The sequence below is a fragment of the Lysinibacillus xylanilyticus genome, assembly GCF_001708185.1.
GTDB classification, from domain to species: domain Bacteria; phylum Bacillota; class Bacilli; order Bacillales_A; family Planococcaceae; genus Lysinibacillus; species Lysinibacillus xylanilyticus_A.
On record NZ_MDDN01000004.1, the window covers coordinates 289,816 to 304,284 of the forward strand.

The window sequence follows — 14,469 nt, forward strand, 5'->3', positions numbered from 1 at the left end:
AGGTGGGTCATCGCAGAAACTAGTAAGCAACGTTCATTCCAGCCAAAATCTATTTATCCGTCCGAGGCTTTAACTGTTTCACTAAGTATCCCTGCCACTTAGTGAATAAAACCACCAATATACAGAAGTTTGCCCTTTGTTTTAAAAAGCAGCTAGTTCTCGCATCGCGCGTTCTACTTTTTCAGGGTTGATCATGAAATACTTTTCCATTGTTGGTGCATACGGCATCGCCGGAACATCTGGTCCTGCTAGGCGTTGAATTGGTGCATCAAGCTCAAATAAACAATGCTCTGCAATGATTGCTGCAACCTCACTCATAATGCTGCCCTCTTTATTATCCTCAGTAACTAGTAAAACTTTACCTGTTTTACTTGCCGCCTCAATGATTGCTTCTTTATCGAGTGGATATACCGTGCGTAGATCAAGAATATGCGCGGAAATCCCGTCTGCTGCTAGACGCTCAGCTGCCTGTAATGCAAAATGGACAGCTAAACCATACGTAATGACAGTAACATCTTCCCCTTCACGCTTAACATCTGCCTTACCAATCGGTAATGTGTAATCGTCCTCTGGCACTTCACCTTTTATGAGTCGATAAGCACGTTTATGTTCGAAAAATAGTACTGGATCCTCATCACGGATTGCTGCTTTTAACAAGCCTTTTGCATCATACGGTGTGGATGGAATAACAATTTTCAAGCCAGGTGTTCCTGCAAAAAGTGCCTCTACAGATTGCGAATGATAGAGTGCTCCGTGAATACCTCCACCAAATGGTGCACGAATAACCATTGGGCAAGACCAATCATTATTCGAACGATAGCGGATTTTTGCTGCCTCAGAAACGATTTGGTTAACGGCAGGCATGATGAAATCAGCGAATTGCATCTCGGCAATCGGGCGCATACCATACATCGCAGCCCCAATACCAACTCCTGCAATGGCACTCTCTGCAAGAGGCGTATCAAGCACACGATATTCACCAAATTGCTCGTAAAGGCCTGTTGTCGCTTTGAAAACCCCGCCTTTGCGACCAACGTCTTCTCCTAAAATGAAAACACGCTCATCACGTTCCATCTCTTCCTTCATCGCTAATGTAATCGCATCAATATAAGACATCACTGCCATTACACGTCACCTCCGTCCACTGGTGCATATACGTATTTCAAAGCGTGCTCTGGCATTGCATACGGAGCAGCTTCTGCATAATCTGTAGCTTCATTCACCTCAGCCATGATCCGGTCTTCTATTTCAGCACGTATTTTTTCTGTCATAACTCCAGCATCCAATAGATACTTTTCAAATAACAGCACGGGATCCTTTGCCTTTCCTTCTGCTATATCCTCCGCAGTTCGGTATTGACGATCATCATCATCCGAAGAATGTGCCGTTAAACGATAAGTCACTGTTTCTATTAGACTTGGCCCTTCACCATTACGTGCACGATCTGCCGCTTCTTTGACAACCTTATACACTTGTAACGGACATTTTCCATCAACCGTAACACCTGGCATCCCATAGCCAATACCACGATCTGACACTTTCGCACAGCCTAATTGACGTTCAACTGGCACAGAAATTGCATATTGATTATTTTCTACCATGATAATTACTGGAAGCTTATGAACCCCCGCGAAATTCGCACCTTCATGGAAATCACCTTGGTTTGAAGAACCTTCACCGAGTGTAACAAAAGTAATAAAATCTTCTTTTTGTAGACGTCCCGCAAGAGCTACTCCCACCGCGTGTGGAACTTGTGTAGTAACTGGTGAAGAACCTGTTAAAATACGATTTTTCTTTTGTCCAAAATGTCCTGGCATTTGACGGCCACCGGAGTTAGGATCCTCTGCTTTGGCAAACGCTGATAACATCAATTCTCTTGGAGTCATTCCAAAATGTAACACAACACCCATATCACGATAGTACGGTGCAATATAATCTTTGTTATTATCGAGTGCAAAGGCTGCTCCTACTTGTGCTGCCTCCTGTCCCTGACAAGAAATAACAAACGGAATTTTTCCCGAACGGTTTAATAACCACATACGTTCATCTAGTCTTCTTGCCATTAACATCGTTTCGAACATTGCAAGTACATCTTCATTTGATAAACCTAAATCCTCATGCTTGATTTGAACATCTTGCATACGAACACCCCTTTCGTATTAAAAAAATACCTAAAGCATTTAAGATCACTCATGATAATACTTTAGTGATGAAATGTAGAATTTTAAAAATGAATAGCACGATGATCAACTGCTAAAGCTGATTCTCCTAACACCTCATTAAGTGACGGATGCGGATGAATGGCCTGACTAACTTCCCACGGCGTAGCATCAAGTAATTTGGCAAGTGATGCTTCTCCAATTAACTCTGTTACATGTGGTCCTACCATATGAATACCCAAAATATCATTCGTTTCTTCATCAGCAACAATTTTTACAAAGCCATCTGTCTCTCCATTAACTAACGCTTTTCCAATCGCCTTGAATGGAACCTTACCAATCTTCAATGTATAACCTTGCGCTTGTGCAGCACTTTCTGTTAAGCCAATACTTGCAACCTCAGGGTACGAATAAACGCATTTTGGAACCTTTAGAACATCAAGTGGCTCTGTTTTACCCGTTGCAATATGCTCAATTGCAGATAACCCTTCGTGTGAAGCAACATGTGCTAATTGTAAGCCACCGATCACATCCCCTATGGCATACATATGTGATTCCTTTGTTTGATACGAATCTTTGACTTTAATAAACCCATTTTCAACTTCTATCTCTGTATTTTCTAATCCAATACCTTGTGTATTTGCTTCACGCCCTACACAAAGCAATAATTTGTCTGCCTCAAATAATTCTTCCTTATCATTGACTTTTGCAGAAATGAAAACGTTATCATTTTCAATTTTCAAGGTACTCGTATCTAAGCGAGCATTGGTCACGATACGGACTCCTCTTTTTTCCAGCTGCTTCGTTACTTCTTTTACAATATCTGTATCCTCCGCAGGTAAAATGGATGGTCCATATTCTATGACTGTTACGTAAACCCCAAAATCACAAAGCATCGAAGCCCACTCAATTCCAATAACTCCTCCGCCCACAATTAACAATGACTTTGGCAGTTCTTCCATTTGCAGTGCATGATCAGAGTTCATCACATATTTACCGTCAATTGTTAGCCCTGCCATTCCTCTTGGTTTAGAACCTGTGGCAATGACAACATTTGTTGGTACAAGCATTTCATTTTCATCACCATTCGCCATTTCAACTGAAATAGTGCCAGGCATTGGTGAGAAAATGGACGGTCCTAAAATTCGCCCTGTTCCCTGATAAACGTCTATCTTACCTTTTTTCATCAGTGTATTCACACCTTGGCTCAATTGCTCAACAATCGCTTGTTTCCTAGCCTGCACTTTGTCGAATTGTAATGTAACCCCTTCAATATTTACGCCATATTCAGCGGATGTTTTAGTTGCCGTTCGATACACTTCTGCACTTCGAAGTAAGGCCTTACTCGGTATACAACCTTTATGCAAGCATGTTCCACCTAGACGTTCACGTTCAACAATGGCTGTTTTCAAGCCCAACTGTGCAGCGCGAATCGCTGCAACATAGCCTCCTGTACCTCCGCCTAAAATGACAACATCATAATTTTGAGCCATATTGATTCCCCCTTATGAGAAAAATGCTAAAGCATCCTATTCGCTTCAATCACATTCAGATGTGTCGAGCTTTAGCTTATCTTCATTGAAAGCTATTCATTTACCATTTTAAAGGTAGAAGAAGTCAACAATGCGACTTCTTTCAACGACTATGCGGTTCTTAACGACCGTTTAAAATATTTTTTTCATTTTTCAGGAATTGGCTACGAGACTTTGATACTCGAGCAATACGTTCCTCTGCTAAACGGTTAGCCGCTACATATGTCGGGATGCCGTCACGTTTAGAGATAGTGAAGATTTTTTCGATGCTATCATAAATGCCTTCAACACGCTTCATCGCACGCTCACTATTATATCCATATAATTCATCAGCTACATTAATTACACCACCTGCATTGATCACATAATCAGGTGCATAAACTATTCCTAATTCATGTAAATAATCGCCATGACGAGAATCTTGTAATTGGTTATTGGCAGAACCAGCGACAACCTTTGCTTTTAGTTGCGGGATCGTTTCATCATTTAAAATGGCACCTAATGCACAAGGTGAGAAAATATCAACTTCCTGTGAATAGATTTCCTCTGGTGCCACAGCAGTCGCACCAAAATCATTCACAACTCGATCAATTGCCGCTTTATTAATATCTGTAACAACAAGTTTTGCCCCCTCATTATGTAAATACTCGCAAAGCTTGTAGGCAACATTTCCAAGCCCTTGTACAGAAATTGTACGTCCCTCCAGTGAATCAAATCCAAATGCTTCTTTTGCCGCTGCTTTCATACCACGGTAAACTCCATACGCCGTTACTGGAGATGGGTTTCCTGATGAACCAAATGCCGGAGAAATTCCCGTTACATAATTTGTTTCCTCATGAATTAAATCCATATCTGTCACTGTTGTACCAACATCTTCTGCTGTAATATAGCGACCATTTAGCCCTTGAATGAATCGTCCTAGTGCACGGAACATTTCTTCATTTTTATCTTTAAATGGGTCACCGATAATGACCGTTTTTCCACCGCCAAGGTTTAAACCAGCTGCAGCATTTTTATAGGTCATCCCTCGTGCTAAACGCAATGCATCCTCAATTGCATTTTCTTCTGATGCATATGTCCACATACGTGCCCCGCCTAGTGCTGGTCCAAGTGTTGTGTCATGGATCGCGATAATCGCTTTTAACCCTGATGCTTCATCTTGGCAAAATACCAATTGTTCATAATCATACTTTTCCATATACTTGAAGATTTCCATGAAAACTCGCCCCTTTGCTTTGGAAAGTGCATCCCCAAATGCCCATCCCAACTCGTATAATAAATGTTTAACAATGGATAATATTGCTCCATATATTTTTACAATACTCACAATTTCGCAATTTATCAACTATTATTACACTTTCTTGTTTAAGTAAGAATTTTCTAAACATTCAGTTATAGTTACTAGGTTTATATTTTACTCGCAGTAAGGTTCATCCGTTACATAGATTTACTAGCTTCCTTGACATTCCAATATCCACAGGTACAATTAAAGTTAGGTATAAGGAGGGACATGCATGGCTCGTTTTGCTGCATTTATTGTAATGCTTATTCCAGGCCTTATGGCTGCGGGTGGCATTAAATTCATGCGTGATACATTATTTGGTAAGCTCATCTCACCTTTCCCATTTTTATGGCTGCAATTCGTCGTTGGCATTATTTTCTTTGTTATTGGCTTTGGCTTTTTCGCAGGATTTTTACTTCATCGCGATCGAAAAAATGGAAAAGTGGCCCCGCGCTTCCAAAAAAAATAAAAATAGCTATCCAAATAAGTCACGACAGACTTACTGGATAGCTATTTTTTTCTTACATATTTTTTTGTAACGAAAGCACAGCGTTAGCACAAATATTTTCTGTAACAAAGCACAGCGGCAGCTACAAATGTTTTATCTGTGCGAAAGCGTAGCGGCAGCTACAATTACGTCAAGGTGAAATGGATTAACGTTGCTGTTTCGCAATTACTTTATCAGGATAATCAGTAATCCAACCTATTACGGCTGGATGCGGATTCGTTAAAAATGTTTCATTACCATCAATCGCATAAAAACGACATGCTTTATTACTTGCTACACACGCCTCTATAAACCTAGGTTTATAATACCTTTTATGCATATGCACGCTGTCAATAGCTTTATAATCACTGAGCAAATCCCATTTTAATTTCTTTGTTGCGATAAGTGCTGTTTCATATTCTGGCTTATATTGCTTTACAATCTCCAGTAGCTCGTAGTGAAATGATGAAAAATGGCTACCTACAGGAAAAGTAAGATCATGAAGTATTTGAATGAGTGCGCTTTTATTATCTAGGACTGTCGATTTTAATTCGATATTTAAGGGTAGTTGTTGCGAATTTGCCCATGCTAAAACTAGATCAAACGTTGGTATTTTATACGTTGAAAATAATCGCTTCCATGGCTTTCCAAGTTTAAAGCTTAATAGCTCCTCTATCGTACATTCATTCACAAGTTTATTGATGCCAACCAATCTTGACAGCTGTGGATCATGATACACAACCGGAATTCCTTCTTTTGAAAGCTGGATATCTAATTCAATGCCATCTGCCCCTAGCTCTAATGCCTTTTCAAATGCCTTAAAGCTATTTTCAAGTGCATACGCTGAAGCCCCACGGTGTGCAAATACTGGAATGAACGATTCTTTAGACATTTAACTCACCAAATTCAATTAAGAATTTACCATTTGTCATTTTACTTAAAAAAGATGATTTTTTACCAATTTGAATAAAGGTACCAGGATGAGCTTCCTTTTTCACAATAATTTCCTCTTTCCCAGCATGACGCATTTCATCCATCGCTAGTTTAATCTCACGATCATGTGTGGCCGCTTCCGCCTTCAATTTGGCTAAGCCTTGTTTTGTTTCCTCAAATGTAGCTATCTGTTCCTTAGACATTTGGTTAAGGAATGGTAGTAAGTTTTTAATTTTCGTCTCGTGCTCTGAAATTTCTAATTGCAGTTGCTTCAGATGCGTTGCCTTCCCTTGTATAACGGAATAGCTTTCCTGTTTATTGATGCTTTCGATGATTAAATCAGTCCGACGCTCTAAACGATTCCCAGAGATGGCAGTGACGATTGTATTCTTGGCTACTGCACGACCACCAATTATTTTCCCTTTTCGTTCGTCCACATAGATAGAATGTGCAGAGAGCTGTGATCCCAATGCATATGATCCTATATGAATACTGTCAGCCGCAACTAAATTCGCCTCATTAACATGCTTCACGAAAATATTGCCGCCTGCCTCTACAAGAGTTGATCCTAGGCCAAAAATTCCTCCTCGAATGTAGACATCACCTTCAATGGATTTAATTAGTTTGGCACCGCTTACACCTTCAGCACCCTCAATGGAAATATCTCCAGTAGCAATGACTGTATAACCCGATATAACTGTTCCTTTTATGCTAAGAGAGCCATTAAATTCGAGATTCCCTGTTTCAACGCCAACATCTCCATGAATTGGCAAATGTCTATTAACACCAATCATGCCCTTAACATCATCTAATACTCCAGCTATTTTCGAACGGATTACAACTTTTCCATCCTCTTCCACTTCATAAGCTGATTTTTTATCGTACCGTATAGGAAAATCTCGACCTGGTACAGCAGCCATAATTTCACCTAGTACATTTTGTCCTGGTTTACCTAATGTCGCAGGGATTTTCTCGCCTAGCCATGAACCCTCGGAAATTTCAGAAATAAAGTTCATGTCATAATAATCAGCTTTCCCATCTTCGCTAATTAACGGCTTTCTCTCGGGTTTAGGTAAATATGTAATTTGTGCATCGGTTCCTGTTACAGGATGTGTTCCTTGAGCAATTAAAAATGCTTTTCCTGGCTCAATCTTTGAAATATCGAAATCTAAAATTCCGTGGACAATTCCTTCGTTTTCGAGAGTTTCCAAAATTTGCCGAGTCAAATTTTCTTTATTCTTTAAAATAAAATCATGTGTTTCATTTATAAATATAGAGGCAGACATTTTATCTCGTGCAATTTCTGCTTCAACATTCGGAAGCCAACGACCAATTTCAACAGGGTTTGTATTTGCTGTTGCTAAAACATTCTTTAATATTGAAAAATTAGACAATTTAAGTCGGGGATGACTTCGTAAAATACTATCAAATTCTTTTAATGGGAAACCAGCACTGTATGTAAGTATAAATACCTTGCCATTTTCTTCTGATAATTCGAAGTTATCATTTCGAACTAGTATCAAGCTACCTCCTCCTTTCTTCTAACTGTAAGTATATACAATCTATTTACATTTGTTTAGAGACAATTGTCACTACTGATGAAGAAAATATACCTACTTTATCAGTAAAACATGTACACACCCATTCCATTTTCCTCACCTTCGTTAGTCAATACAGACTATAATAAAGGTATTTTTTTACTAAATGACAAATTTACACCTTTATTACAACAGGTAATCATTGTGAATAATAGGGATATTTACTAAATCACAAATTAATTCATACAATATGTAATCTTTCTATCATAATTTTTATGACCCTGCATACGTCTTCAATACTAGAAATACGTATTATAAACAGACTAAATGAAAGAATAATAAGGCTACGAGTTATTCCCTCTTGTCGTAAATGTAGTAAGTTTTTCACCATCAGTACTCGATGATTCATTATAAACCTGGAGGAAAAAAAGTCTCAATACGAATATGACCGCCTAGTTGTTCGACATCTAGAAGTTGATCTCGCGTCATATAGTAAATGCTCATGCTCCCGTTAATTCCTAGTCGGACTTCATATAAATTATTCTCTACCTGCGTTATCTCTAACGAATTGTTATCGTCAAGTTGAAAGTTTACGCTTTTCATATATTATCACCTCGTTCAATTATAACGGATTACTAATCAATAAAAAGAATCAACAGCTTAGATTTAAACTGTTGACCATTAAAATTTATAACTAACCTAATACATATTCTGCTAATACACTTTGAACTTTATAGATGTTAGTCGATTTATTAAAATGTTTCTGTATTGGGATCTGACTACTTGAAACCCAAATTTTTAATTCAGCATCTAAATCGAATGTTCCCGCAGTTTCAACTGAAAAATGAAGAATATTCTTATATGGAATTGAATGATATTCCGTTTTCTTTCCTGTTACTCCTTGTTTATCGATTAAAATAAGTCTTTTATCCGTAAAAATAAAGGTATCCCTTATAATTTTATATGCATTTTTAATTGTCTCATTCGGTATTAATAAATCTTTCACTTCTTCTTGTAATTTTTCAAAATTTACTTCGCTTGCGTTACCTATAATTCCATCAAATAACCCCATTTCAATTCCCCCTTCAAATGTTCATTCTTTATTTAAAATATGAGATTAATTTTCCATACATTCAATACGTTACAGGTAATCTCCAAATGCTTAAAACTCGATCATAAGCAGGAAACATCGATAAGGAAAATAAAAATAAGCTCATCACCATAACGTGTGGTTGATTTCCGTTCCGACTGAGCGCTTTGTTGCTGTCGCTTCGCTTTCGCACAGATAAAACATTTGTTGCTGTCGCTTCGCTTTCGCACAGATAAAACATTTGTTGCTGTCGCTTCGCTTTCGCACAGATAAAACATTTGTTGCTGTCGCTTCGCTTTCGCACAGATAATACATTTGTTGCTGTCGCTTCGCTTTCGCACAGATAATACATTTGTTGCTGTCGCTTCGCTTTCGCACAGATAATACATTTGTTGCTGTCGCTTCGCTTTCGCACAGATAAAACATTTGCTGCTGACGCTTCGCTTTCGCGCAGAGCAGAGCTTCCTGGGGGCGTCTGATGAGCCGCTTCACTCGCGTTGCTCGCTCCAATCAACCTATATATATGACATACGTTTTAGCAAATATCATCCACAACTATTGGTGATGAGTAGAAAAGTAGGCGCTTTTAGATTCCAAGGAAAAATGCACCATATAATACTAAGTATTGATTTTTAGACATGAAAAATGCAGTAATTTATCATATAGCCTTTTACATTCTAAATCTAAAGTATTTTTGTGGCAGTTTTGATATTTTCGATAATACTTTCAAATTCACCACATTCCTCAAAATCAGGAAATGCGCTGAGTTTTCAAAAACAATGAAATTTTTGACTGGTACTTTGATTAAATCGAAATACTTTCTTGATACATGCATTGAAACTTTGAAGCATAAAAAAATACGCCCCCTCAAACAGTCGGCATAAAACTGTCTAAAAAGGCGTTACATAGTAGTAGTATAAGTGCAATAATTAATTAGCTTAACCATCATTCTCAGTAACGTCTGACATCTATAATTTCATTTAAAACAACGTTTAACTAGCCATCATGTCGATGCGAATCTTGTCTGCAATCATTGCGATAAATTCACTATTTGTCGGCTTCGACTTTAAATGATGTACGGTATAACCAAACATCGACGAAATCGATTCATAATTGCCACGATTCCATGCGACCTCAATGGCATGACGAATCGCGCGTTCAACTCGTGATGGAGTTGTATTGAATTTTTTAGCGATTTCTGGATATAAAATTTTCGTCACAGAGCCTAATAACTCGATATCTTCGAACACCATCTGAATAGCCTCTCGCAAATAAGAGTATCCTTTAATATGCGCAGGAACGCCGATTTCCTTAATAATAGCTGTGATCGTGCTATCCAATTGATGTTGATTTAATTTTTGAGGTGCTGCCGGTTGTAAAACACTTGTCTTTTTCGGAAGTGTTGCCTTCTGTCCTGCACAGTTTAAAATCTTTTGAACCAATTGATCAAATTCAAATGGCTTAAGCATAAAATAGGACGCACCTAAGTCTACAGCCTGTTTCATGACATCTTCTTGACCAAAAGCAGTTAACATTATTACTTGAACAGATGACATTTGTTCATTTTGATACATTGACTCCAATACAGCTAACCCGTCAAGATGCGGCATGATAATATCTAGCAGCAAAATATCTGGTTTAAATTCCTCCAACATTTGCAAACAAACTTTACCATTTGAAGCAGTTGCAATTATTTCAATTTCCGGATGCCCTTGAAAATACTGCTCCATCGTTTTCAATAACTCACGATTATCATCTGCAATTGCTACTTTTACCTTTGTCATTTCAATTCCTCCTTCTGAACTTTGCTTTGAATCACCACAAAGCGTCACACTACCCCTTATGCATTTTTTAGCACACTGTGGAAGTTTCGACATTTTTGTTTTAAAAACCTTTTCTATTTCCAAAAATGAGTATGTAGTCCGATAATTTCTTTTTTTATCGACAAGTTATGATAAATATTAACAAATCGTTGTTTGCTACTACTAATTATTTTAGTGAAAAAATTGAGATATAACTACAGTTTTTTTAAAGAATCGCTAATCCCTTCATAAATAAACGAAATACTTGGAGAACGAAATAATAAATAGCACTTTCATGAAAGAATGGAGCCGCCATATGGTATGGTAGCTCCATTCTTTCATGATGATTTTTTTAACATTTCTGCTACTGTAATTGCTGCGCCTTTTTTAGGTTCCTCCACAAACATATGTGTAACTGCACCTACAAAACGACCGTCTTGAATGATAGGACTGCCACTCATTCCCTGCAAAATACCACCTGTTTTTTTAATGAGCTTTTCATCAGATACTATGAATTCAAGGCGTTCATTTTCGACCTTTGTTATTTCAATTGTAAAAGTTTCCACCTTACTGCCCTCGATCGCGGTGTAAATTTCAGCTTTCCCTTTCTTTATATCCTTTTCATGCATAATTTCAATTGCTTTAGGCAAACTTTGTGGATAACCGTCTTCCCAACGGCCAAAAATTCCATAAACTGTATTTTTATCTATACTCCCTAATCGTTCCTGATGTTTTTTAATGGAGGATATTTTATAGCCGGGTTGACCAGGTATGCTTTTACGAATTTGTTGAATCGAAGCTAAGAAAATGGAACCAGCATGAAAAACAGGGGCTTCTTGTAAGGTTGAATCGACGATTTGATGGCCTAATGCACCGTAATTTTTTGTCTCTGGATCAATGTATGTCAATGTTCCTACTCCATCTGTTTCATCTTTTAAAAATGAAATAACATGTTTTGCTTCTTTCTCCTGTAAATCCAGCGTTATTTCTTTTCCTTCACTTTTTATCGTCCATTTCTGTTGTCCCTGCTGAGCAACAGCTTTTTTGGCGTCTGCAAGTGTTTTTACAGAAATATCATTTATTTTTTCAATAACAGCGCCTCCCTTCATCCATTGATTGGAAGCTAATAGCACATCATGCGCTACGAAAACATGTGATAACTGAAGTTGAATTCCAATTGCTTCGCCCATCGGAATAAGCTTTTTGGCGGCAAAAGCCTGTACGGGCATGAACAATAAAACGATGAGCATAGGCAAAATGACAAATTGACGCCAACGACGATACATACGACACCTCCTTTTCATTTTTGTCTTTTTACTATGTGTTGTTGTGGCATTCTTATAAGCGGTAAATATTTGTGCAAAAAGAAAAAAACCAGAAACAACGGAGCTGTTTCTGATTTTCTTCGCTATCTCATTTGTTTTTTTCGTTCATTAGCCATATTTAACAGCTCTGTAGCGTGCTGCAAAGTTAACTCTGTAATTTCTGCTCCAGATATCATCCGGCTTACTTCTTCAATACGTGCATCTGTATCTATTTCCAACAATGACGTAAATGTTCGATCATGTTCGACTTCTTTTTTAATAAAATAATGATGATCTGCCATCGCAGCCACTTGTGGTAAATGCGAAATACACAAAACTTGAGAGTTGATGGATATTGCTGCAATTTTTTCTGCAATTGCTTGCGCTACACGACCGCTTACACCTGTATCTACCTCATCAAAAATAATGGACGTTATGCCATTAGAGGAAGAGAAAATCGTCTTTAGTGCAAGCATCATTCGCGATAACTCTCCACCAGAAGCAATTTTCGGTAAAGATTTTGGTGGCTCTCCTACATTCGTTGAAATATAGAAAATTACTTGGTCTTTACCATTCGCATCAAAATAAGGCAACTCATCAAAATTAACAATAAATTTTGCTTTTTCCATATGTAATTCACGTAGTTCAGCCATAATAGCTTCACTTAAATTATGTGCAGCAGCCTTTCGAACAGTAGAAAGTTCTGCAGCAAGCTCATTTAGCACCACTTCCATTTTCAGTAATTTTTGTTCTTTTACTTGCAAAATTTCATCGCGATTTAAGAGCTCATTTAGCTCTGTTTTAATTTTATCATAATACGCTAATATCTCTTCGATTGTTGAACCATATTTGCGCTTCAAATTTTGTAGTAAGGCTAAACGTTGCTCCACCTCATTTAAACGTGCTGGATCAAATTCTAATTCATCTAACACATTTTTAACTTGGTAAGCTGCATCCTGTAATGCATAAAATGCAGTAGTGACAGATTCTGAAGCCTCTTTAAATTGCTCGTCAACGTTTGCAGCATCTTCTAAGGCGCCCATTGCATTGCCAATCCAGTCAAGGCCCTTTGATTCACCTTGAATAGCTTCATATGCTGCATTTGAACGTTCAAAAATCTTATTGAAATTCATAAGACGACGACGTTCATCAAGAAGCTCATCTTCCTCGCCAAGCTTTAATTTGGCATCCTCTAGCTCTTTCATTTGGAACTGGTACAAATCAATACGCTGTGCCATTAACTGTTCATCAATCGAAATCGAAGCTAATTCTTTTTTAAGTGAACGATATTCATCATACTGGGAACCGTACAAGTCTTGAATTGGTGTAAGTTGTTCCTCGGCAAAGTGGTCAAGCAAATAGATATGCTGTTTCTCATCCATGAGTTCTTGGTTTTCATGCTGTCCATGAATATCGATGAGGCTAGCTCCAATCTCACGTAGTACAGACAATGGCACAAGCTTACCGTTTACACGACAAACACTTTTACCAGAATCATTTAAATCACGGCGCAAAATAATCGTATCTTCTTCAATTTCAATGCCTGCATCTTCAAGTTTCTTATAAACAGGATGCCCAGAACTCGAAATTTGAAATAAACCACCTAATTCAGCCTTTTTAGCTCCATGACGAATAAATTCAGAATTCCCTCGGCCGCCAGCAAGTAAATGCACTGCATCTATAATAATTGATTTTCCTGCACCTGTTTCACCTGTTAAAACAGTTAAACCACCTGAAAAGCTAACTGTTAAATCCTCAATAATGGCAAAGTTTCGAATACTAAGCTCTCTTAACACAAAATGTCACCTCTGTATCAAATTACCTTGCTATTTTATAGCATGTCTAATAAGCGATTTTTTGTATTTTCACGCTCATTTTCATCACGACAAATAATTAAAATAGTATCATCTCCAGAAATAGTACCTAAAATTTCTGGCCAATCTAAATGGTCAAGCAGTGACGCAATCGCATTTGCATTACCTGGAAGAGCCTTCATTACTAAAAAGTGAGATGCACCATCAATGCTGACAAAAGCATCAGCCAACGCACGATGTAATTTTTGTACAGGATTGAAACGTTGATCTGCGGGCAAACTATATTTATAGCGTCCATCTTGTAATGGCACTTTCACAAGATGAAGTTCTTTTATATCTCGTGATACCGTTGCTTGTGTCACATTATAGCCTGCATCCTTTAAAAAATCGACTAAATCATCTTGTGTTTCAATTTCATGATTGGCAATAATATCCCGAATTCGTATATGTCTTTGTCCTTTATTCATGTTGGTCACCTCTTATAAATAGTTAGTTATTTGTATATTCACACTACCATTTTAAACAGCA

14 protein-coding genes are annotated in these 14,469 nt (G+C 37.8%); 1 reads left to right on the forward strand and 13 read right to left on the reverse strand.

Going from position 1 to position 14,469, the window contains the following annotated elements; genetic code table 11:
* Positions 1-141: 141 nt before the first annotated feature.
* The 4 genes from BFJ97_RS11330 to BFJ97_RS11345 form a co-directional block, all read right to left on the reverse strand.
* Complete coding sequence (locus BFJ97_RS11330) at positions 142-1,125, reverse strand: alpha-ketoacid dehydrogenase subunit beta (protein ID WP_068984749.1); 984 nt, start codon at positions 1,123-1,125, stop codon at positions 142-144.
* Positions 1,125-2,141, reverse strand: coding sequence for a thiamine pyrophosphate-dependent dehydrogenase E1 component subunit alpha (locus BFJ97_RS11335; protein WP_068984750.1), 1,017 nt, complete (start codon positions 2,139-2,141; stop codon positions 1,125-1,127). The genes BFJ97_RS11330 and BFJ97_RS11335 overlap by 1 nt, the downstream gene beginning before the upstream one ends.
* A gap of 83 nt (positions 2,142-2,224) precedes the next feature.
* Positions 2,225-3,652: a dihydrolipoyl dehydrogenase gene (lpdA, locus tag BFJ97_RS11340; RefSeq protein ID WP_068984751.1), complete on the reverse strand. Its 1,428-nt coding sequence runs from the start codon at positions 3,650-3,652 to the stop codon at positions 2,225-2,227.
* A gap of 160 nt (positions 3,653-3,812) precedes the next feature.
* Complete coding sequence (locus BFJ97_RS11345; RefSeq protein ID WP_068984875.1) at positions 3,813-4,907, reverse strand: Leu/Phe/Val dehydrogenase; 1,095 nt, start codon at positions 4,905-4,907, stop codon at positions 3,813-3,815.
* Positions 4,908-5,205: 298 nt separating this feature from the next.
* Here BFJ97_RS11345 and BFJ97_RS11350 point away from each other — a divergent pair, with 298 nt between their 5' ends.
* Complete coding sequence (locus tag BFJ97_RS11350) at positions 5,206-5,442, forward strand: DUF2627 domain-containing protein (RefSeq protein WP_068984752.1); 237 nt, start codon at positions 5,206-5,208, stop codon at positions 5,440-5,442.
* A 184-nt stretch (positions 5,443-5,626) separates the two neighbouring features.
* Here the strand turns inward: BFJ97_RS11350 and BFJ97_RS11355 are convergent, their stop codons facing one another.
* From BFJ97_RS11355 to ahrC, 9 genes are all read right to left on the reverse strand, one after another.
* A complete protein-coding gene (locus tag BFJ97_RS11355) occupies positions 5,627-6,352 on the reverse strand; it encodes a glycerophosphodiester phosphodiesterase (RefSeq protein ID WP_068984753.1) in 726 nt (241 codons plus the stop codon).
* Positions 6,345-7,916 (reverse strand): DUF342 domain-containing protein, encoded by a 1,572-nt coding sequence (locus BFJ97_RS11360; protein WP_068984754.1) that lies wholly within the window; start codon positions 7,914-7,916, stop codon positions 6,345-6,347. Before BFJ97_RS11360 ends, BFJ97_RS11355 begins: the two co-directional genes overlap by 8 nt.
* A 423-nt stretch (positions 7,917-8,339) precedes the next feature.
* Positions 8,340-8,534 (reverse strand): hypothetical protein, encoded by a 195-nt coding sequence (locus tag BFJ97_RS11365; protein WP_068984755.1) that lies wholly within the window; start codon positions 8,532-8,534, stop codon positions 8,340-8,342.
* 91 nt (positions 8,535-8,625) lie between these two features.
* Positions 8,626-9,003 (reverse strand): PH domain-containing protein, encoded by a 378-nt coding sequence (locus BFJ97_RS11370; protein WP_068984756.1) that lies wholly within the window; start codon positions 9,001-9,003, stop codon positions 8,626-8,628.
* A 144-nt stretch (positions 9,004-9,147) separates the two neighbouring features.
* The gene (locus BFJ97_RS11375) at positions 9,148-9,513 is read right to left on the reverse strand and encodes a hypothetical protein (RefSeq protein WP_139114424.1); all 366 of its coding nucleotides are present in this window, start codon (positions 9,511-9,513) and stop codon (positions 9,148-9,150) included.
* 500 nt (positions 9,514-10,013) lie between these two features.
* The gene (gene spo0A / locus BFJ97_RS11380) at positions 10,014-10,805 is read right to left on the reverse strand and encodes a sporulation transcription factor Spo0A (RefSeq protein WP_068984758.1); all 792 of its coding nucleotides are present in this window, start codon (positions 10,803-10,805) and stop codon (positions 10,014-10,016) included.
* A 356-nt stretch (positions 10,806-11,161) separates the two neighbouring features.
* Positions 11,162-12,109 carry a SpoIVB peptidase S55 domain-containing protein gene (locus tag BFJ97_RS11385; RefSeq protein WP_068984759.1) on the reverse strand — a complete coding sequence of 316 codons (948 nt, stop codon included), beginning with the start codon at positions 12,107-12,109 and terminating at the stop codon, positions 11,162-11,164.
* A gap of 122 nt (positions 12,110-12,231) precedes the next feature.
* Positions 12,232-13,923, reverse strand: a complete 1,692-nt coding sequence (gene recN / locus BFJ97_RS11390; protein WP_068984760.1) for a DNA repair protein RecN — start codon at positions 13,921-13,923, stop codon at positions 12,232-12,234.
* Between the two features lie 35 nt (positions 13,924-13,958).
* The gene (ahrC, locus tag BFJ97_RS11395) at positions 13,959-14,408 is read right to left on the reverse strand and encodes a transcriptional regulator AhrC/ArgR (RefSeq protein ID WP_054612951.1); all 450 of its coding nucleotides are present in this window, start codon (positions 14,406-14,408) and stop codon (positions 13,959-13,961) included.
* Between the last annotated feature and the right edge of the window lie 61 nt (positions 14,409-14,469).

Bases quoted from the DNA above. Each gene is read 5' to 3' on its own strand.
- BFJ97_RS11330 (WP_068984749.1), bottom strand. From the start codon at position 1,125: ATGGCAGTGATGTCTTATATTGATGCGATTACATTAGCGATGAAGGAA.
- BFJ97_RS11335 (WP_068984750.1), bottom strand. From the start codon at position 2,141: ATGCAAGATGTTCAAATCAAGCATGAGGATTTAGGTTTATCAAATGAA.
- lpdA (WP_068984751.1), bottom strand. From the start codon at position 3,652: ATGGCTCAAAATTATGATGTTGTCATTTTAGGCGGAGGTACAGGAGGC.
- BFJ97_RS11345 (WP_068984875.1), bottom strand. From the start codon at position 4,907: ATGGAAATCTTCAAGTATATGGAAAAGTATGATTATGAACAATTGGTA.
- BFJ97_RS11350 (WP_068984752.1), top strand. From the start codon at position 5,206: ATGGCTCGTTTTGCTGCATTTATTGTAATGCTTATTCCAGGCCTTATG.
- BFJ97_RS11355 (WP_068984753.1), bottom strand. From the start codon at position 6,352: ATGTCTAAAGAATCGTTCATTCCAGTATTTGCACACCGTGGGGCTTCA.
- BFJ97_RS11365 (WP_068984755.1), bottom strand. From the start codon at position 8,534: ATGAAAAGCGTAAACTTTCAACTTGACGATAACAATTCGTTAGAGATA.
- BFJ97_RS11370 (WP_068984756.1), bottom strand. From the start codon at position 9,003: ATGGGGTTATTTGATGGAATTATAGGTAACGCAAGCGAAGTAAATTTT.
- spo0A (WP_068984758.1), bottom strand. From the start codon at position 10,805: ATGACAAAGGTAAAAGTAGCAATTGCAGATGATAATCGTGAGTTATTG.
- BFJ97_RS11385 (WP_068984759.1), bottom strand. From the start codon at position 12,109: ATGTATCGTCGTTGGCGTCAATTTGTCATTTTGCCTATGCTCATCGTT.
- ahrC (WP_054612951.1), bottom strand. From the start codon at position 14,408: ATGAATAAAGGACAAAGACATATACGAATTCGGGATATTATTGCCAAT.